Here is a 20080-nt window from a genome sequence, read left to right as displayed (position 1 = left end):
GTTCAGCCATCGAGAAACCCAACAGCGCGATCTTTAGTCAACGCATTGTAAAAAACTGCCTACCGCCGTTTAGCAAAAGTTGCGACTCGTCGTTGTGAGATCGCCGAGCAGGGCGGTCATATCAAAAAGCCGCCTGGCGACCAAGTGCTTGACCTTGCCGTCGGTTTGCCAGACGCCATGCACGCCGAGCAGCGTGGCGCCAAGCGCTTCCTTACGGTACCGCTCCAGGAGCGATGGCCAAACTATGACATTTACCGACCCGCTTTCGTCCTCAAGGGTCATGAACAGCACACCCTTGGCCGTGCCAGGGCGCTGCCGCACGGTGACGATGCCGCAACCGCGTGTGACGCGTCCGTTTTTATAAGTGGCCAGCGTCTGGGCATTCATCAGTCCGAGTTTGTCGAGGTGTGTGCGTAAGAGCGCGACGGGGTGGCGCCCAAGGGTAAGGCCCGTGCTTTGGTAGTCCGCGACGATCGATTCTGCTTCTCGTGGCGCAGCCAGGCTCGGTGTGTGATCGTCCTGGCCAGCGTCGCGAAGCAGCGATTTTTCCGGTACCGATGCGATCGCTTGCCACAGGGCTTCCCGCCGGTGCCCGGCGATTGACCGCAGGGCGTCGGCCGTAGCCAGGATCTGTAAGTCGCGGCGGTTGAGATCGGCGCGCCGCCCGAGGTCTGCGACATCCTTGAAGGGCCGCATTGCGCGCGAGGCCTCGATACGCCAGCCAGCCTCTTGTCGTAGACCAGTAATTCGCGATAGGCCGAGGCGCACGGCCGGGCGCTCCATATCGCCTTCCAAGGTGCTATCCCAGTCGCTCGCGGTGATATCCACCGGCAAGACGGTGACGCCATGGCGTCTTGCGTCCTGAACCAACTGAGAGGGTGAATAAAAGCCCATTGGCTGACTGTTAAGCATGGCGCAGAGGAAGGCGGCCGGATAGTGGCACTTCAGCCAGCTACTCGCGTAGACGAGCAGCGCGAAGCTTGCCGCATGGCTTTCCGGAAAGCCATACTCGCCAAACCCCTCGATTTGTGCAAACAAGGCATCCGCGAATGCCTTTTGGTATCCGCGCTCAAGCATTCCGTTGACGATGCTGTCGTAATAGTGGCCAAGTCCGCCCTTGCGCTTCCATGCTGCCATCGCGCGGCGCAGCTGGTCGGCCTCGCCGGCGCTGAAGCCGGCGGCCACCATGGCGATTTGCATCACCTGTTCCTGGAAGATCGGCACACCCAGGGTGCGCTCAAGCGCGCCTCGCACCTCGTCGCTCGGATAGGAGATTTTCTCCAGGCCTTGCCGGCGCCGCAAGTACGGATGCACCATGCCACCCTGCACGGGGCCTGGGCGCACGATGGCAACCTCGATGACCAGGTCGTAGAATGTGCGCGGTTGCAGACGCGGCAGCATGCTCATCTGCGCGCGTGATTCAATCTGGAATACACCGATCGTGTCCGCCTGGCAGATCATGTCGTACGTCGCGCTGTCCTCAGGCGGAATGTCCTGCAGTTCAAAAAACTCACCGCGTTGCTCAGACACCAGATCGAGCGTGCGGCGAATCGCGGTGAGCATGCCGAGGGCGAGCACGTCGACTTTAAGCAGGCCAACGGCGTCGAGATCGTCTTTGTCCCACTGGATCACACTACGATCGGGCATCGCGGCGTTTTCGATAGGCACCATGCGCGATAGCTTGCCCGCGCTGATGACGAAACCACCGGAGTGCTGCGATAAATGCCGGGGAAAACCCAGCAGTTGGATGGCCAGCCTCGCCCACTGCTGAATCATGGGCGTATCGGCATCCAGGCCGCTTTCCACAAAGCGCGCAAGCAAATCCTCTTTCGAGTCGAACCAGTGGTGCGACTTGGCGACCTTGTCGATGATTGACGCATCGACACCGAGCGCACGACCTGCGTCGCGAAGCGCGCTTTTCGGTCGGTACGTGGCCACCGCCGCGGCAAGTGCTGCGCGATGACGGCCGTACTTTCGATAGATGTACTGGATCACCTCCTCACGCCGCTGATGCTCGAAGTCGACATCGATGTCAGGGGGCTCGTTACGCTCCTTGCTGATAAAGCGCTCAAACAGCATATTGCCGCGCTGTGGATCGACCTCGGTGACACCCAGGCAATAGCAGACAGCCGAGTTGGCGGCGGAGCCGCGGCCCTGACAAAGAATGCCTTCCTCGCGGGCAAATCGGACGATGTCGTAGACAGTGAGAAAGTAGGGCTCGTATTTCAGATCCGCGATGAGTTGCAATTCGTGCTCGATCTGCGCCTGTACGACATAGGGAATGCCGTTGCGATAGCGGCGACACGCGCCGATATACGTTTCCTGGCGCAGATAGGCAGCGGGGGTGACGCCGGGGGGAGCCAATTCGTCCGGATATTCATAGCGCAGCGTCTCGAGCGAGAAAGCGCATTGCGCGGCGACGTCGAGCGTTGCTGCAAGCATCGCCGGCGCATACACGTTAGCCAGGCGCAGACGCGCACGCAGATGCCGCTCGGCGTTGGGCTCCAGCGCATAGCCGCACTCGGCGATCGACTTGCGCAGTCGCGTAGCTGTGAGCGTGTCTTGAAGCGGCTTTCGGGAGCGCACGTGCATGTACACCCCGCCGAGCGCGACGATCTTCACACCGTACGCTGCGGCGGCGCTCTCGGCGCGCTCGCGCAGTAAATCGTCGTCTGGTCCGCCATGCAGCGCCAAGCCGATCCACAGTCGCGCGCCGAACGTGTCAAGGGCCCAGCCGACTTGCGTTAAAAACGCTTGGTCCACCTCTCCGGCACCAGACGGAGTGCCGACGATCACGGTGCAGTCGGGAAGGGCGCGCAGATGGCCATAAGGGCGTGCGGGCCGTGCGAAGTCGTCCCGGCCAACCTGGTAGGTGCCTTTGTCCGCGCGCGTGCGCGCCATCGTGATGAATTCTGAGAGGTTGCCGTAACCCTCCCGGTTGCGGGCAAGGATCGTGAGTGAGGCATCGGGTTGACCATCCGGCCCGCTCAGTTGGAAATAGGCTCCGATCAACAGCGGCATGCCCGCCGCCTTCGCTTCCGCATGCGCGCGAACCACCCCCGCGAGCGAACACTCGTCCGTGATGGCCAAGGCCGTATAACCGAGTGCCTTGGCGCGCGTTACCAGTTCCTCGGCGTGCGATGCGCCGCGCAAGAACGAGAAATTCGTGAAGCATTGAAGCTCCGCGTAGGCGGGTAGGAAGACGGATGCGAGCATGGCGCTTTACCCGAACAGTCCGTGCAGGAACCAGCGTGGGTCGGTATCGTCGGAGAGACTGCCGCGTTCCCGATAGATCCAATAGCAGCGATGGTCGGCGCCCTGCGCGACGAAGTAGTCGCGCGCGGCGAATGGTTCGCTCCACCAGCCAGCCTCGATGCGCTCAGGTGCGGATGCCAAACGCAGCGCACTTCCGTAGAAGGGGCGGTGATTGCGGGTTTTAAGCTCGATCGGCTTGTCCAATAACCAAAGCGGGCGACGCAAGTGTTTCGCGGGCGCGATTGTCCCTGGGCGATGATAGGGAACCCACCGGTTGGCGACCTCTGGTCGATGATCGGCAATCGGTGCGGGCCTGCGCAACCGCTCCTCGCCAAGGCGCGCGGCGAGCAGCTCGATCAGGCGCGCGTGATCGGCGGGAGTGCCGCCGGGCTCAGGAAAGAGCGAGTCGCTCAATTGCTCGGCAGCTCGAACATCGTCAACGCGCAAGCGCAGCACAATCGCTGGCGCCGGCAGTTCGGTGCGCTCAATGCGCTCTTTGATCAAGCGCTGGATACGGGTGGTCTCGTTGGCCGGCTCGGCGAACATCACCTTGATTTCTGTCGGCGCGACCGCGTCTCGCCCGCGCTCATGCTCAAGCAGTATGGTCAAAGCGGTAATCGCCCGAAAACCCGCGGCCAGCCAACCGGTCAATTGGACCACAAGGGCTTGCGCGTAGCAGGCGATCAGATCGGCGCGATCCGTGCGATCAGGTAGTTCTTGCCTGGCATCAAATGTCGGCGGCGGTATCAGCCATGCAAAGCCTTCAGGGACGGCGCCAACGGCCCGATCGAGCGCCAGTAAGAGGCCAGGATCAGCACGACGCGACAGACCTGCGCGCGGCAGGCGCAGTACCGCACCCAAGGTGTGGCATCCGACGCCTGCTAACCATGTTGCCGCCGGTCGCGCCTGTGGCAACAGCGCGACCGGCAAGGGTGTGATTTTGCGACGCAACGACGTCTCGCTTAGCGCAATTTGCGCGCGCCTGGCGAGAAGCCACGCCCCGGTACCGGTCGGCGAGAGCGCCACGCGGCCCGTCAGCGCGAGCACTTTGACAGTGTCGATCACGTGCCTGCGTAGCGCTCGGATGCCGCCGAACAGGCGCAAGCTCGCCCCGATATCCATTAACACCGTCGCCTCGCTTGCAAGCGTCACCTGCGGCGAGAAGCGCAGCAGTGCCATCCCAAGGGCCTGCAACACCGCGGCCTCGCGCAGCTCATCGCGCTCGACTAGGGTGACGTGAGGCGCGAGCGTGAGCGCGCCGGCGCGCCGCATGCCTGGGTGCACGCCTGCGTCACGTGCCGCGCGGCTTACCGCAAGCACGCTCTCGCGCTCAAGCACAACCAGACCGGCGCCATCAGGCGTCCAGGTCGGCCGATACGCTTCGAGGCAGAGGTAGGGGAGATGTACGCCGATCCACAGGCGCATGACGCTTGCTCGCAAAAGGTGAGGGGTAAAGCGGCACGAAAAGCGGCTCGTCGCGCGTGGGGCCACGCCGCTTCAAGAAAAACACGGACACGCCATCGGGCGCGGGCTCAAGGCGCAGCCGCAGCGGCGAGGGCGAGGCCAGATTGGCTGCATTCAATGGCCGGATCATAAAAAATGCCGTCTCGCTGGTTTGTGCGGCCAGATGCAGTCGTCTCAACGCTTCGGAGCGCACTTGTGGTTGCCAAAACAACAGCGCACCGGCGGTGCCGGCCCTTAAAATCTGCTCGGTCGACCACAGCGCGTCGGCTAAGGTTTGCGGTTCGACCAAGTGGAGCCCGCCTGTCGGTACGCCCCAATTGGCAAGGGCCTGCATGCTCGGGCTATGGGGCGGCGAGACGAAGAAAATGGGACGGGCTCCCAGGGAGGTCAACGCGGGCTGCAGCAGCCGCACCTCGCCGACTCCTGCGTGTGGAGTAAGTAGATCGACCAAAGTGCCGACGGGCCAGCCACCACCCGGCAATTCGGTATCCAGATGCGCATGTCCTGACGCCAGGCAGCGCGTGGCACCCCGGCCAAGGGAGGAGGCCCGCCACAGCGCTGGATGAATGGATTCGGGGGCGACAATCATGATGATCGGAGCGCTAGGCAATAAGGCTGTATGGATGCACAGTATCATTCACGTTTGGGATTTTGGCAAACGCCACGCGGGAAGCGTCGTCAATGTGATGAAACTGGATGGCGCGATGCCGTAATTTTTACGGATGCGGTACCGTGTCATTCGCCGGAATGGCTTGCTCGCGATGCGGTAGTTGCGCAAATGCGCGTCCCAAAAACGCAATACCCTAAAAGCAATATCAAACAACTGATGAGCGGCGACAGCGGGCAAACCCATAAAAAGCGCGGATCTTTACGTGAAGAGATGCCCGTTGTCACCCGCTGGATCGACGAGATGCGCGCGGCATTTGGTGCGGATACGATCGATCAGGCGATCCGATCTGGGGTAGGGGGAGAACCCACGTTCTACGCGAGAGAAAACGGGCGAGAGTTGGGCGTGAAATGTCCTCCCTCCCGCTTTGACGGTTTGCCGAGGATTTCGTCCCTTGATCGCGGCTGGTGCCGTGGTTGTCATGGCGAGTGTGTTGGTACTGCTCGCGAATGTGAGCGCTCACCAGCGTCTGCGGATTTTTGAAACAATAAGGGCACTCGGGTTCTAAACGCCGTAGTATTTTTCTCGCTCCTTCGAATCTAGCGAGTCTGTAAGCTCGTGGTGCAATAGCGAAATTGCGCGTCCGAGCACCTCGGCCTCTGATATTCCAGACCACTTCGCAAGCAGTTCGAGATCCATCCAACGTGAGGGATCAAGCGTGAATGATCTGCGACGAGCCGGACTACGTCCCAGCGACACTGTTACGAGATAGGGTTCTCGCACATTCGAGGACATTTGTGGCATCGTGCGGACTGCGCAGATTTCTTTGGGCTTGAGCGGCGGTACTCGTCCGGTTAACTTTCCCTTGTGCCATGGGATTTGATTAAACACAAGCGCACTTTCCGTTTTACTGAGGATCTTCTTTCAATAAAAGAAGATTTAACTATGCTCTTTGTGACGGACGAGTCGGCCGCGATTATGAGAATGGCAGGGACCGCGAGCCGGCATGAAGCGTCTTTTGTCACCGCCGCAATTCGGACATTTGTGTGACTGCCGTACTTCATCAGCTGCCACTCGATCCCCGATGACGCATATGGCATTGTCGGCTTAAGCTGACACTAATGCGGATTGGTTTCACGATAACTTTTAATCATGATTTAATGACAATGCTTCGGTGACATCGGGAGTATTGCGTTTTTACATGAGCCAGTTACGATCGCGTTAAAAAGACAAAAAAAGAGGAGTATACAATTGATCGCCTGCATCAACCGTCTGAAGAATTTCGGTATCTTCACCGATTTCAATGGCACGCAGATTCAAAAGTTCGGCAGGTACAATCTCGTCTATGGCTGGAATGGAACGGGGAAGTCAACTCTGTCGAATCTGTTCTCTTGTCTTGAACTTGGCTCCTTGATTCCTCGCTTCAGCACAGCTCAGTTTTTGATTACTTTAGAGAATGGGTCAACCATCACGGAAACAACTATTCCCGTATCTCAATTGAACATCCATGTTTTCAACCAACACTTCATTCACGAGAACATTGATTGGGATAAATCGGTAAAAAGCATTCTCCTGATTGCAAAAGAAAAGATTGATGAATTGCAGAAACTGGAGAAGTTAAAGGGCGATCTTCAGTCAAAGAGAAAGTCCTACAATGAGAAGCTAAGCGACGTCAAAAAACAGCGCGAAGCATTGGAGAAGTTTCTGACCAATGCTGCAAAGAAAATGAAGCTGGGACTTCAGGCGATTGACACAAGCGACAACTATTATTTGAATTATGATCGTCGCAAGCTCTCCTCTTTCATTCAAAGAAACGGCGATGCAATTGGCAAAGCCGAGTCGGTTCTTCCAGATGAAAAGGTCATTGAGCTGACGAATGCCTCCAAACCCGACCAGCTTCCAAGCATTACTTTCGCCTCAACGGCCATTGAACCTGATTACTTCAAGAAGGCGGCGGTTCGCCTCAGAGACCTAATCGGAACGACAGCCGTCAATCAAGCTGTCCAGCGCCTGACCGACAACCCCGACATCCGCGACTGGGTTCAAGCTGGCTTGGAAATTCATAAACACCATGCCTCGCAATCCTGCGAGTTTTGTGGCTCACCGTTCACTCCGCTTCGTGCAGAAGCACTTGCCGCGCACTTCAGCAAAGAATTTAAAGATTTCCAGAACCGGCTTCAGGGTGCCGCAACCTGGATTGAGTCTCAAGGTGCTCCAGCCAATCGGTTGCCTGCAGCGACGGAGTTCTATAAAGAGTTCTCGGGTGATTCAGAGGCGCTGCAAAAGGAGTACACAGAAGCTGCCCAAAAGATCAACCAGCAGATTGAAGGATGGCGGGAAGCTCTGAAAGCCAAAATCACAGATCCTGCAAAGACAGACATTCAGATTTCGGATGTGATTGAAGATGATGTCACAAAATTCAATAACATCATAAAATCGGCCGTTGAACTCGTCAGTAAGCACAACAACAAAACTTCGAACTTCAAAGCTGAGACCTCAAAAAGCAAGGTTGCACTAGAGCTTCATTTTGCTGCGGCAGAGGTGCAGGAGTTTGACTATGAGGCAAGTGAGAAGAAATGCAATGATCTTGAGGCTGAGGCAGAGAATGACTACAAGGATATTGAAAAACTCGCTCGCGAAATCGGTGCGATAGAGGCGCTTCTCTCAAATGAGACAATTGGGGCAAAAGAATTCAACGACATCTTACATCGCTTCATCGGCCGCTCTGAGCTCTGCCTGAGCTTTAATCAGAAGAAGAAGGGCTATGAGATTATCCGAAATGGGATAGGTGAACATGATGGGAATTTGAGCGAAGGTGAGAAGACTGCGATTGCATTTGTCTACTTCATAACGAAGCTCAAAGAGAACGGAAACAATGTCAGGGACACGATTGTCGTCGTTGATGATCCGGTCTCAAGCTTCGACTCAAATCACTTGTTTCATGCCTACTCGTTTCTGAGAACTCAATGCTTGGAAGCGAAGCAACTTTTCGTGCTAACTCACAACTTCACCTATTTCAAGCTGGTGAGAGACTGGTTTACTGGAACAAACCGAAATAGGATTGCCAAAGGCAAATCGGAGAATTGCTTCTTCTATCGCCTAGACGCTCCGCCAGGGTCGCCTCGCCATTCTTTGCTTGTGAACGCCGATGACTCCCTGAGAAATTATGGCTCGGAGTATCACTATATTTTCAAGAAACTATATGAATACAGGGAGCATAAGACTCTTAACAGAGATCAAGCCTTTTTAACGGCCAACCTTGCTCGCAAGCTTATCGAGTCATTTTTTACCTTCAAATACCCAAAGCGACGGAGCGACATCAGTCAATTAATGGACGTTGGTCTAAAAGATTGCACGATAACGACCTCCGAACTTAAGGAAAAAATATACCGTTTTATCAACAAATATTCACATAGCGATGTGATCGAAATCACTGAGGAATCGGCAGAGAACTTGGCCGGTGAAAGCCATAGTGTAATCGGAAGCATTTTTCAGTGGGTGGAAGAGGTAGACAAGAAGCACTATGACGAAATGGTTCAAGTTGCGAACTCAAATTAAGATCCATGCTCAGATAACTGTCTCGGGGAGCTTTGTTGTCGAGGACGTCAGGCGACGGCGTATGCGCAAAGTTCGACATGTCGGACGCACACGCCCCGAGCGGCTGCGATTGACGGTACAGGCGCCCTTTGAGGTCATCGGCACGGTGAGTCCCGGATGGCAGCTAGGGCCGAATGGCTGCCGACTGCAGTACCGTACGCCATCAGCTTGCACCCAGTGATACAGGGTAGGGATTGACACTTCGAGGTTCTTGCCAACGTCTTTGGGCTGTACGCCGTTTGCCAGCAGCTTCTTGGTCAACGCAATCTTGCTGTCGTTCAGGTTGCGATCACATCAGGCTGTCCGACGATCACCTCTGGCTCGGCGGCGCAAAGATCGGCGCGGGCAAGTTCAGGCCGCTGCCGCCACTGCAACCGCCTTAGCGTGCTTTATTTTCCGTTTTCTGAAGCGCCCCCAATTACGTCATCCACGATGCAGGCAAGGGCAGTGATGCGGCATCGTTTAGCATTCGATGGCGTCAAACGTTTGGCTTGACCAGTTCGGGCCTGTCATGCCGCACATTATTGAGCTCCCGGCTGACCTCATACCATTCGAATTCGTTCACTGCGCGACTGCCGTGGCGTGCGATTTCAGCGGCCAGCTCGAGCGGCGTCTGCGAATCCAGCCAAGTATTGGCGTCCTGTTCGTTCAGCGCGACGGGACGTCTATCGTGAATGTCCACCATGCCTTGGTCGGATGCATCCGTCACAATGACCACCCCGTCGACGAGCGCGCTGGCCTCAGGCGATCGCATTCCTGAATCCGCTTCGACCTTCACGTTTGTCAGTCCCGCGAGAAAAAGCGGCTTCTGGTCCTTTGGACGTAACAGATACGGTTGCTTTTTGCCATCCTCGGCTTTGATCCATTCGTACCAGCAATCCACAGTCACGATGACGCGACCGTTTTTCAGCATTGGCTTCCAGGTTGCTGTTTCGATCTTGTCCGCGCGTGCGTTGATCATCTGTGAAACCTTGCGCGTGACGGCCCAGTGGGGTCGGTAACCCCACCAGACGGGCCGCATCTCTCCCTGCGGATAGGCGACACCAATGCGTGTACCGGGGCCGGCATTGAAGCGGGGTGGGTGATCGTCGATCACCGCGTTTGCGCTACGGAACGCCTCAAGCGCTTCTACATACGATTGCCACGCAGAAAATTGTCCAATACGACCGCACATCGGGTGCCTCGAACTGTTGGAATGGTGACGAAGCGCTTACTTGGACCCGTTTATCAGAGCCCATGCCAATTCGTTTTGGATCTCCGTGATATCCAAGACGTGCTTTGCGCGTGTGCATGCGACGTACAACAATCGTAGCTCATCCTCGTCCAAGGCCGTCTTGCCATCCTCCTTTCTAAAGCGGAAGTCGTTCATCAGCTTCACGCGCCCCCATTCAAGGCCCTTGGCACGGTGAACGGTGGAGATGACGTAATCCGCTTTTTCCTCGGGTGTGATCATCGGCACCAGGCTGCGCAAACCGTTCGTACCGTATTCGTCGATGAACTCGACAATCGGTTGCGTGTCGCGGCCCGCGACGCTGCGCGAATAATCCTGCGCCTCTTTCCATGTCTCGAAAAGCGAGAACGCAGCCGGACGGAATGCTCGCTTGCCGGCCATCAGGGAATCGGCACCGTCCGCGTAGGCGAGTATTTCGGCCGCACTCATCCGAATCGCGGGCTTTTTGCCGGCGACCACGCCCGAGGCAAGCTCCCATATGGCTGTGACGTTTTTGCGGCACAGAACCGCATCAACCGGAGGCTGGATGGACGGATCGTAGACCACGAATGAGCCGAGATTCTCTTTGCCCCGAACCGGTGTTTTCTCACCGAGTACGCGCAGAATCTCGCTCGCCAATATTGCAATCCGTGAGCCAAATCTGAATGACTGCGTCAGCCGGCGCTCGGGCGCCTCGATCGCGGCCATCGCATTGATCGCACCACGCCATTCATAGATTTGCTGGTAGGGGTCACCGACGTAAATCGTTTGCGCATGCTTCTGACGGCTGAGCACAGAGAGCATGACACCATCGCTGTCCTGCGCTTCGTCAAAAAGAATGACGTCGGCGTTGATCTTCGGGTTGGATTGCGCCCAGACTTTCAGATAGACATCCGGGATGATGGCGCTGCGTCCTTTCGGATCGACGCTTTCTTGCCACAGTCGGACCACATGGGGCACGAGATTGGAGCGCAGCCAGGCGGCCGCGCGCTCGTCAACCTTCTCGTCGACGACGATGTGCTCAGCGAGCGGTACAGCATCGGCTGACCGACAAAACCGACCCAAGCCTTCAATGATCATTCTTCCGAGATCGAATTGCTCGAGATCGAGATCTCGTCCCGTTACCGATGGAACCCGAATTGGCTGGATCTTATAACGCGCGGCTAATTGATGAGGTGCTTCTTCCGGTAAATTGAGCCGTGCGGTAAGTGCCGCGTTGACTGACGCGAAGGCGAGCGAGTGCACGGTCCGGCAGTTCACGGATGCCGGGAATTTATGGCGTGCATGCTCGGCGATGGTTTTATTGAACGCGAGGTAGCTGCAGCGCCGCTCGCCCATCGCGCTGGCGAGCAGCTCAAGCGTGGAGGTCTTCCCGGCGCCGGCATAGGCTTTCACTTTGAGATCGCCGCCCTGCAGGGCCGCATCGATCACGGCGCTCTGCTCAGCGGTAGACGGGAAAAGAAGAGACATCGTCATGCCTTGCAGTAAAAGCGACGATCCATGCGGATGTACGCTGCCTCGCTGGTATATTCGCGACCGAGGACGCGACACGGCAGGCCATTATAGTGATGCGTGGGTGTGGCCATGATAGTGAACACCTTTTTCCGATCAAATGTCAACGCGGGGCGTAGCCCGCGCCATTCAATGCCCGCTGTAGCTTACCTACTGCGTCGCGGATAGCGTACGCTTCGTCGTTATCGACCGCGCACGCCTGCATGTCGCTGAATGTGAGGCGCTTGCAGAGCTGCGCAAGCGCCAGGGCCTCGACTTCAGTCATGTCTGCATTGCCGAGCGATGCATCAAGGTCTTTTATCTCGATCGTGAAGCGACTCATGTTGTCTTTTCCGGTTCATTCGACAGGGCGCATAGCGCCACGGCTGCATGCGTGGCACAAATCGCCGTCATGCGTGTTGCGGGCTTCAGTCCGGCAGAACGTGCAACGGTAGAGTCGATACATGGTCTTTATCCTATCAACGCTGTTTCGATGCGCGGTAGATTAAATAGATAGCGTGTACTGAAACTACGAATCCCATGTACCAACCAAAATTCGTTGCTACGAACCTAACAGGATGGTCTGCTTCAAGCATAAGATGCGACACGTCTGTGGGGTGCGACCCAGGTGGCAAAGTCGACTTCCATCCATAAATCCACGCTAAGACACAACAAAGAATCATCACCGTCATGATGGCGGATCGCATTAAAAAAAGGATGGTGACGATTGCGAAATCTTTGGCTTGCTCTGCGACACTAGCGCGCGTCGGAGGTTGCATTGCTCTTGTTCTGAAGCCCGTTATTCTCTTCATGATCTTTTCCGTTCAGTTCGCTTCGTGGGGTTGTAGCCCCCATTTTTGGTTGCTCTGTTTGCTCACAGAGCGCGCAAAAGAATCAATTACAGCTTGGTCCTTCGACGATATTCGATGCTTCGGAAGAATGTTGACCCCTGCAATCTGGAGTCCAGCCAAAAATACTGCGGCGATCAATGTCCCTACAACTAATCTCACATTAACCTTTCGTGACTTAAGGCGGTCGATGTCTTGCGGTTGCGTTTGCAACGACGAACGAGCGTCCATCTTCCTTCGCATAGCTTCGTCGTGTCTATAGCTGATCGCTTGGCCAATACCGAAGCAAAAAAAAATTCCGCCGATAAGACCGAATATGATTGCTAAATTGAAATCGCCCTCGGCCGCGCTTGCATAACTTACCAGAGCGAACATCAAGGCCAATACACAAAAGAGTCCGGCAAAAACATAGGTCGATAACGCAGCCCCAATGCTTGAGAGCCTGTCTATCCTGGATTGCTTCACCGATGTTTTCCTATCTCGCATCAGTTTTAACATCGACGTGCGGGCAATGTCTGCACTGTGCCGTGCTGTTAACGCCATACACGTAATGGCGCGTGCCTAGCTCGTGACCAAGCATCCAGCAAGCAAACTGTGCGCCGAACAGACGAGCCAATATTTCTCTCATTTTTTTCCGATGGTTACGCGAACCGTTCAATGAACTACTTAGACGATTCGCGGACTGCTACCGCGCAGATCTCGCTTTACCCACGTTGGCCATAAATGGGCATTCTGGGTTCGACATCCCAGGGTTTTACCCGGAAACTCTCGCCCACTTCCTCACCTGCTGAATTGAGCATGACCACGCGGATGTACGGTGCCTCGCTGGTATATTCGCGACCCTGTTGCTGTACCGGCTTACTCAACCCGCTTACTGTGCGGCATTCCGATTCAATATCGCATTTTCGAGGGCCGTTACAGCCCAATCCGGACAGGCGCGTGAGCTGGCCTTGTCTGGATCATTCAGCCACGAGCGCACCGCTCTAACGGAACATGGTCGCTGAGTCTGTTCGCAGATGAGTGCAGCACTCTCCGCTTGCGTCAGGCCGTGCTCCATCAGTAGTTGCTGATATCGCTCTCTATTGCTCATTGCTTTCATCGCCTGACACGACTACCTTCATCGTTCCCTCGGCAGGAACCTCCAACAATGATCGAATCTGGCGGTTGATTTTCCCGCCAAACTCGTCGGTGATTCCCGACGGATACTTCCCGACAAACATGCAAAAAAACACGAAAAGCATGGAAAAAATCAGACCAGCTCCAAGCATCCAGCAAATTCCATTGTTCACCTCTGCCGGGGTGGCCTGTCGCATCGCTCCGATGAAGGCCGTCACTTCCGACGGGCCAAGAACTTCAGCCACGATCAACGCGATGAACCAGAACACCGGGACAAAGCGGAGTGAATGTGCGACAAAGCGCCAAGCCGCCCAAAGATAATTTGCAGCCTGGATGACATAGAGGCGTCGGTCGGCACGTACCTCCCTAACGATCTTCTTGTACTTGTCGGCCGGCAACGCGCCGACCTCGATATCGTTCACATAAACCCTAGCGATGGCAGTGCCCATACCGGCTCCGTGTAAATTCGGAAAGAAAATAGGCGCGCGTGCCTATTGATTGAAGTATAGGCACGCGTGCCTATTTTGGTCAAGAAGGATGGCTATTTTTGCCCATCCCCCGAAAATTGAAAATCCTCACAAAAAGCCTGTCCAGTAAGGCTTGCCCGGTACGCTGCTGTCGCGGGTACGGCCCCTGGTGACATTGTTGTTGATCGCCGACTATGGAGCTTTGCCGTCGCTCGCCCCTGTTCTTGTGCGCGAACACGGCTTCGCTACAGATGAAGCGGCAGGCGCGGCCGGAATCGGTTCAAACAGTGCCTCAAGATCTTCGGCCGAGAACTTGACGGCACGAGCGGCGTCCTCGGAGAGGATCACGTCCGCGAGGGCTGCTTTCTGTTCCTGCATTGCGACGATCTTTTCCTCGACGCTGCGTGCCGTGATCAGCTTGTAGACGTACTTGGCAACCCGCTACTCAACAACAAATACCGCCACGGCATCGCGCAAACGCGCGGCCTGATGATCCAGCGACTGTGCGGCGGCCGCTGCCTCTTCAACCAACGCCGCGTCCGATTGCGTGACGCTGTCAAGCTGGCGAATCGCCTTGCCGATTTCTGCAATACCTTGGGTTTGATGCGACGAGGCTTGCGCGATATCGCGCATGATCTTTGTCACCGCGTCCACCGAGTGCAAGGCGTCGGTCATGGTCGTGCCGCAACGCTCGACCAGTTCCGAGCCTTGCTCGATGCGCGCGGTCGACGCCGTGAGCAAGGTCTTAATTTCCTTGGCGGCTGTCGCGCTGCGCTGCGCGAGGGACCGTACCTCGCCAGCCACCACGGCGAATCCACGCCCGCCTTCGCCGGCGCGTGCGGCCTCCACTGCGGCATTGAGGGCAAGTATGTTGGTCTGGAACGCAATGCCGTCAATCACACTCGTGATGTCGGAGATTTTGCGTGAACTCTCGTTGATGCCGCGCATGGTTTCGACGACGTCGCCAACGGCACGCCCGCCGCGCTCGGCCGCCTCCGATGCAGTGTTGGCCAGGACCGCGCCCTGCTCGGCGTTCTTTGCGTTGCCTTCCACCGTGCTCACCAGCGCATCCAGGCTTGCGGTCGTTTGCTCAAGCGCGGCAGCTTGTTCCTCCGTCCTCACCGAGAGGTCGTCGTTGCCCGATGCAATCTCTGTCGATGCAACCGCAATAGATTGCGTGGAGCGCTTGATGTCCGCGATCGTGCGCGCCAGCTGCGCGCGCATCTCCTTGAGTGAGAACAGCAGACTACTCGTGTCGCCTGGTCGTATGTCAATGTCCGCGGTTAGATCGCCCTGCGCAATACGCTGTGCAACACGCGCGGCTGCCGCGGGCTCGCCACCGATGGATCCATACACATCAGCCGATACGCGCCAAGCGACCGCACCCACCACGAGTGCAAGCACGACAAGCATGGCGGCCGACTTGGCCAGTCCTTTATAGAATTCGGCATTGATGTCATCAACGTATTCCCCTGCGACGAAATCCATTTGCCATGGTTCAAAGCGAGCAACATAGCCAATCTTGGGGCTCGGTTCCGTTGCGCCTGGCTTGGGCCACCAGTATTCGATATAACCTTCGCCGCGAGGCATGGCGCCGGCAGCAGCGATAGATCGGTACATATACTGTCCGCGTGCATCCTGGAAACCGGACATGTCCTTGCCATTAATCTTTGGGCTCAAGGGATTGTTGATGACGACCGAGTTCGTACCAACGGTTGTGACATAACCGGTGCTACCGTATCGCTGTGCACCGATGGACTCGATTGCACGCGATTTGGCTTGTGCTTCTGTAAGCTTGCCGCTGCTCACCTCGTCGGCATAAAACTTGGCAATGCTTGCCGCTGTGTCGACGACGTGTGCGAGATCCAGCTTTCGCGAGGCGAGCTGGCTATTGCGCAACTGAAGTGAACTGATGACAGCCTGCAGGGTCAACGCGAGACAGCAAATGAGCAAAGGAAGAAGCAGTTTCTTGCGCAACGTGAGGGAACGCATGGTGGCTCTCGTACGAAATTGTTTTTCCCTAACCCCGGTAGCGCGCGGACGGGTCCGGCGCCTAGCGTGAACCCATCGTGTCGCATATCGCGAGACGGGTCATACTGCTTAACGTCCGTTTCACGGCGGAACTTTATTTTTTTTCTGCGCTTTGTTATGCATTTTTTTGCGATGTACACTACGCGGTACTGCTGACAATGCGCTCGGTTTGTGTGATGATTCACCCGGAGCCATCGCAATCGATAGCGATTTAGGTAGTGTTACTGATCTCGACCGTTAGTTGCTTTCTTCTTGTCGCGGATGGACGTCAATTGCGTTGGTTCCACCTTCACCTTTACTCGAGCTATCGGGGCCGCTTGCTTGTGACGCACTGACGCATGTTTCGGCCGTCTTAACCCTACAAAACGCTCAGCATTCCTTTCCTGCACGCCATATCTGGCCCAATCCCGCAGCATCGCAAAGCAAGGCCCACGCCGAATACGGAATCGTCGTGTCCTCAGTAATCCATCGACGCACCTGCCGACCATTTAGGTCAGAAAGACCCAAAAAACGCGCCGCCCTGCGTGGGGTCATGCCGGCGCGACGAAGGACTTCTTGAACCTCGGCACCGCGCGGCGATATCCATTCGAGCGCGACTTGCAAACATTCCGGCCGAATTTCAATATGAACGATGCTATCCATTGTTTTCTTCCAGGTTTAAAAGTGAACCGTACGCGCAATATCGTAATGACATATACACTGTAAAACGACATCGCACGACGGCGCCTTTTTTAATTATCCACACATCCTATTCCACCCCCCACGGCTACGCCGCGGGGGTAACACGCTTGCCCGACGATCACTACGCGATCGCCGACCAAGCTTGACGACCCCGTGTGACGTGCGAAGGCTGCTCCGAATCGTCCCTACGCTGACGCTACGGGCCGGGCCTCTCCCCATGCTACGCATGGGTCCCCGTGGCCCTCGATTCGGGCGCGACGGCACGCGCGAGACGATATCTTTGCACAAGTCCCGCTGCTTGCAGAACAGGACATGATGATATCTCTTTTGCCTTATTTTAAAAGAGGGTTTTACGTGATTTTCTGATTTTATTTTCATATTAAATGAAAGGGCGCATTAAATTATTTCATCGGCAATATCGTTGATTTAAAGGCTATTTTTTATTACTATAAACACATGGCCTCAGCGCATCGCAGTGGTCTTTAACCGAGAGAAATCATGAGTGATCTTTCATCTATTGGTACTACTAATTCTGAATTATCTTCGCCTTTGCAATATGTTCCCCTTGGATCGCTACGCATTTCACCGCGTAATGTCCGCAAAAAATCGCCCTCCCGTATTCGAGAACTCGCTGACGACATCGCCATAACAGGTCTTTTACAAAACCTCGTTGTGCATGACATCGAAGATGCGCAAGGCGCGTACGGCGTGTGTGCTGGCCAGCGCCGATTAGCCGCGCTCAACTTGCTAAAAAGCGAAGGCCGCGCCAACGATAGTACGCCCGTACCCGTTCGCGTTGTCACCCTGGGCGAAGCCCTGAGCGTTTCGCTCATCGAGAATGCCCAACGGGAAGGCATGCATATCGCCGATCAATGCCAAGCCTATCATCAGCTTGTCATTGAAGGCCGGTCTATTGCGGATATTGCGGGGCGTTTTAGCGTCACCGAAAGGGATGTCCGACGCGCCTTAAAACTCGCCAGCGTTGCGCCCGCTTTGCTAGAGATTTTCCGCGACGATGCAATGTCCTATGAGCAAGTCAGCGCGCTTGCCTTAAGCGACGACCACGAACAACAAGAGCGTATTTGGTTTGACGCGGCGCAATCTTGGCAACGCACCCCCAACGAAATCCGTCGCGTCATTACCGCCGAAGAAACCGATGCAAGCGACAACCCCATCGCCGCATTTGTCGGACTGGATCAGTACGCGGCAGCAGGCGGTTTTGTGCGTCGTGACTTGTTTAGTGATGCCAATCATAAAGGTTATATTAGCGATATCGCCCTTCTTCATCGCCTCGCCGCTGAAAAACTCACTACGATTGCCAGTGATATGGAACGCGAGGGCTGGTCCTGGGTGGAAACCGATATCCAGCGCAACGCAATGAAGCTCATGCGCTACGGTCGATTACGGCCAGAGCAGCGAGAAGCCACGCGTAAGGAGAAAACCGAGGCGCGTAGGCTCGAAAAGGTACGCGAGGAAGCACGCGCCCAACTGGACGCTTATTACGACGATGACGAGGTGGAAGCAGACGACGCGAAATGTGACACTCTGGAAAAAGCATTGCTCGAGGCCGAGACAGCTATCCACGCCTATGCACAGCGTCTCGATGTCTGGACCGAGGATCAAAAATCCCGTGCCGGAGTTTACGTCTATGTCGATCAATACGGCGAACTTCAGATCGAGCGCGGACTTGTCAAACCAACTGACAATGCAAGCACCGAAGGACAAGGTATCGCAGAAGCCCAAACCACTGCACCCACGAAGGTCAAGCCGCTACATGGAGAAACACTCTGCGAGCGTCTGAGCGCCCATCGCACTGCCGCAGTGCAAGCGGAACTGATGGCACAGCCCACCATCGCCCTCGCCTACCTGATGTCAGCCATGGTGCCGCGTGTCTTTTGCGAACATTACCACGCAGCAGGGCAACATGCCTTGGACGTTGAGTTTCGCCCCACGCATGACCGGCTTTTGCAAGTAGCCGACGACATGGCCGCGAGCAAGGCTTGGCTGTTCATCGACGGCGAACGCCAAAAGTGGCGCGCGATGTTGCCAAGCAAGGTAAGCGATTTACTGCCATGGCTGCTTTCATGCTCAGACGATGTCCTTGCGAACCTCTTCGCCTTTTGTGTCTCAGCGAACATCAATGGCTTGAGCCGGTTCGATGTGCCACACAATATCAATTTGCTGGCCGATGCGCTCGAACTCGACATGAGCGTGTACTGGAAAGCAACCAGCGCGAGCTATTTCAATCATGTGACCAAACAGCGCATTATTGACGTGGTTTCACATGCCGTATCGCCCGAAGTCGCCGCCCCGCTGGCGAGTATGAAAAAGACGCAGGCAGCGCAAGCGGCGGAAATCCGCCTCGCCGATAGCGGCTGGTTGCCGGAAGTACTGCGCAATCGGGAAGTAAAGCCGGTTTGGAAAACCCCTGATGACGCAACCGCCGATCTATCGGCTGATATGGTCGAAGAATAATCCCTCCCTGCCCTAATAACCCCGCATATGCGGGGTTATTTTTTTTCAGGCGTCACAGGGTCGAACGGGTTAGGGAAATACTGTTTGGTCTGCGCTTCCGCCCTCTCGACTTTCTGTTTAAACGTCAAGGCGCGCAACTGCTCGCGCGTGAGCGCGGCGGTACGCCAGTCCTCAGGGAGTGTGATGCCCACACGAGCAATGGTGCGCCGTTCATGACCGGCGGACTCGGAAGCAGGCGCGACGGCGGTCGCGGATGGCACGGTTTGCGCGGGGCGAGGTGCTGCTTGCGTTTGATCGACAGTGGGGCGCGTGCTGGCCTGTGTTTGCGTTCTCTGAGATGTCAGGTTGCGTCGTTGCCGCCGAATGCGTTTGAGGGTGACGGCAAAGGTGTTGTAACTGAATGTCAATCCGAACTCAGCGAGTATGCCAATGATGGTGGCGTATCGGACACCGGAGCGGATCAGCGCCTCGACGCGCTCGAAGATATCGCGCAACTGAGCGGCCTTTGGCCGCTCGGCTGACGCGGCGGCCTGATCAAAGCGAGCGAAGAGAGCAACGGTATCCATGGTCGTGCGAAGGCAAAGAGTCGACATAGGGCTAGGGTAGCCAAAAACTGTCACTTTTGCACTATCTGCGCTTGATCGATGTATCGGCGTTGTGCGATTCCGCTCCCTGCTGACCTATCGGCGTTCCGTAGTTGTACCAAGGTTGTTCAGTGGAGGTACCTTAAGAAAGAAAATGCAGTTTCGGGAGGCACGATAGATATGTAAACGGAAATGCTAACGCATTTCCATTTCCATATCCCGTGCTCCAAGGGGATACCCCTTGGAGAACCCGG

At 56.1% G+C, this 20080-nt stretch carries 12 protein-coding genes and 1 pseudogene; 2 read left to right on the top strand and 11 right to left on the bottom strand.

The genetic code is table 11. From position 1 onward, the window contains the following. Positions 1-69: 69 nt before the first annotated feature. Genes SJQ66_RS05195 through imuA form a run of 3 tightly spaced genes read right to left on the bottom strand, consistent with a single transcriptional unit; the run spans position 70 to position 5308 of the window. A complete protein-coding gene (locus SJQ66_RS05195) occupies positions 70-3216 on the bottom strand; it encodes an error-prone DNA polymerase (protein ID WP_320533875.1) in 3147 nt (1048 codons plus the stop codon). A 6-nt stretch (positions 3217-3222) separates the two neighbouring features. Beyond that, positions 3223-4680: a Y-family DNA polymerase gene (locus tag SJQ66_RS05190; RefSeq protein WP_320533874.1), complete on the bottom strand. Its 1458-nt coding sequence runs from the start codon at positions 4678-4680 to the stop codon at positions 3223-3225. Further along, the gene (gene imuA / locus SJQ66_RS05185; RefSeq protein ID WP_320533873.1) at positions 4610-5308 is read right to left on the bottom strand and encodes a translesion DNA synthesis-associated protein ImuA; all 699 of its coding nucleotides are present in this window, start codon (positions 5306-5308) and stop codon (positions 4610-4612) included. The genes SJQ66_RS05190 and imuA overlap by 71 nt, the downstream gene beginning before the upstream one ends. A gap of 1269 nt (positions 5309-6577) precedes the next feature. Here imuA and SJQ66_RS05180 point away from each other — a divergent pair. Then, a complete protein-coding gene (locus SJQ66_RS05180) occupies positions 6578-8884 on the top strand; it encodes an ATP-binding protein (RefSeq protein WP_320533872.1) in 2307 nt (768 codons plus the stop codon). Between the two features lie 517 nt (positions 8885-9401). Here the strand turns inward: SJQ66_RS05180 and SJQ66_RS05170 are convergent. The 7 genes and pseudogenes from SJQ66_RS05170 to SJQ66_RS05145 all read right to left on the bottom strand — a co-directional run bounded on the left by SJQ66_RS05170 (position 9402) and on the right by SJQ66_RS05145 (position 16047). Then, positions 9402-10097: an SOS response-associated peptidase gene (locus tag SJQ66_RS05170; protein ID WP_320533871.1), complete on the bottom strand. Its 696-nt coding sequence runs from the start codon at positions 10095-10097 to the stop codon at positions 9402-9404. Positions 10098-10133: 36 nt separating this feature from the next. Further along, complete coding sequence (locus SJQ66_RS05165; protein WP_320533870.1) at positions 10134-11603, bottom strand: 3'-5' exonuclease; 1470 nt, start codon at positions 11601-11603, stop codon at positions 10134-10136. Positions 11604-11748: 145 nt separating this feature from the next. Further along, entirely contained in the window at positions 11749-11967 is a 219-nt protein-coding gene (locus SJQ66_RS05160; protein ID WP_320533869.1) for a DUF7706 family protein, read from the bottom strand. A 481-nt stretch (positions 11968-12448) separates the two neighbouring features. After that, positions 12449-12937 carry a hypothetical protein gene (locus SJQ66_RS05155; protein WP_320533868.1) on the bottom strand — a complete coding sequence of 163 codons (489 nt, stop codon included), beginning with the start codon at positions 12935-12937 and terminating at the stop codon, positions 12449-12451. Positions 12938-13551: 614 nt separating this feature from the next. Then, positions 13552-14037: a hypothetical protein gene (locus SJQ66_RS05150; RefSeq protein ID WP_320533867.1), complete on the bottom strand. Its 486-nt coding sequence runs from the start codon at positions 14035-14037 to the stop codon at positions 13552-13554. A 210-nt stretch (positions 14038-14247) separates the two neighbouring features. Further along, positions 14248-14484 (bottom strand): annotated as a pseudogene (locus SJQ66_RS29590) (hypothetical protein); the annotation flags it as partial. A 12-nt stretch (positions 14485-14496) separates the two neighbouring features. Next, a complete protein-coding gene (locus SJQ66_RS05145; RefSeq protein ID WP_320533866.1) occupies positions 14497-16047 on the bottom strand; it encodes a methyl-accepting chemotaxis protein in 1551 nt (516 codons plus the stop codon). A 1218-nt stretch (positions 16048-17265) separates the two neighbouring features. Between SJQ66_RS05145 and SJQ66_RS05135 the strand changes: the two genes are divergently transcribed. Continuing rightward, entirely contained in the window at positions 17266-19242 is a 1977-nt protein-coding gene (locus SJQ66_RS05135) for a ParB/RepB/Spo0J family partition protein (RefSeq protein ID WP_320533865.1), read from the top strand. A 35-nt stretch (positions 19243-19277) separates the two neighbouring features. Here SJQ66_RS05135 and SJQ66_RS05130 read toward each other — a convergent pair whose 3' ends face one another. Then, positions 19278-19808, bottom strand: coding sequence for a hypothetical protein (locus SJQ66_RS05130; protein WP_320533864.1), 531 nt, complete (start codon positions 19806-19808; stop codon positions 19278-19280). Between the last annotated feature and the right edge of the window lie 272 nt (positions 19809-20080).

This window comes from Robbsia andropogonis, assembly GCF_034047095.1.
Lineage (GTDB): Bacteria > Pseudomonadota > Gammaproteobacteria > Burkholderiales > Burkholderiaceae > Robbsia > Robbsia andropogonis.
This window is presented reverse-complemented; position numbering and strand designations above follow the sequence as displayed.

Excerpts from the sequence above, each read along its gene's own strand:
- SJQ66_RS05170 (WP_320533871.1), bottom strand. The coding sequence starts at position 10,097 with ATGTGCGGTCGTATTGGACAATTTTCTGCGTGGCAATCGTATGTAGAA.
- imuA (WP_320533873.1), bottom strand. The coding sequence starts at position 5,308 with ATGATTGTCGCCCCCGAATCCATTCATCCAGCGCTGTGGCGGGCCTCC.
- SJQ66_RS05190 (WP_320533874.1), bottom strand. The coding sequence starts at position 4,680 with ATGCGCCTGTGGATCGGCGTACATCTCCCCTACCTCTGCCTCGAAGCG.
- SJQ66_RS05195 (WP_320533875.1), bottom strand. The coding sequence starts at position 3,216 with ATGCTCGCATCCGTCTTCCTACCCGCCTACGCGGAGCTTCAATGCTTC.
- SJQ66_RS05160 (WP_320533869.1), bottom strand. The coding sequence starts at position 11,967 with ATGAGTCGCTTCACGATCGAGATAAAAGACCTTGATGCATCGCTCGGC.
- SJQ66_RS05150 (WP_320533867.1), bottom strand. The coding sequence starts at position 14,037 with ATGGGCACTGCCATCGCTAGGGTTTATGTGAACGATATCGAGGTCGGC.
- SJQ66_RS05135 (WP_320533865.1), top strand. The coding sequence starts at position 17,266 with ATGAGTGATCTTTCATCTATTGGTACTACTAATTCTGAATTATCTTCG.
- SJQ66_RS05145 (WP_320533866.1), bottom strand. The coding sequence starts at position 16,047 with ATGCGTTCCCTCACGTTGCGCAAGAAACTGCTTCTTCCTTTGCTCATT.
- SJQ66_RS05130 (WP_320533864.1), bottom strand. The coding sequence starts at position 19,808 with ATGGATACCGTTGCTCTCTTCGCTCGCTTTGATCAGGCCGCCGCGTCA.
- SJQ66_RS05165 (WP_320533870.1), bottom strand. The coding sequence starts at position 11,603 with ATGTCTCTTCTTTTCCCGTCTACCGCTGAGCAGAGCGCCGTGATCGAT.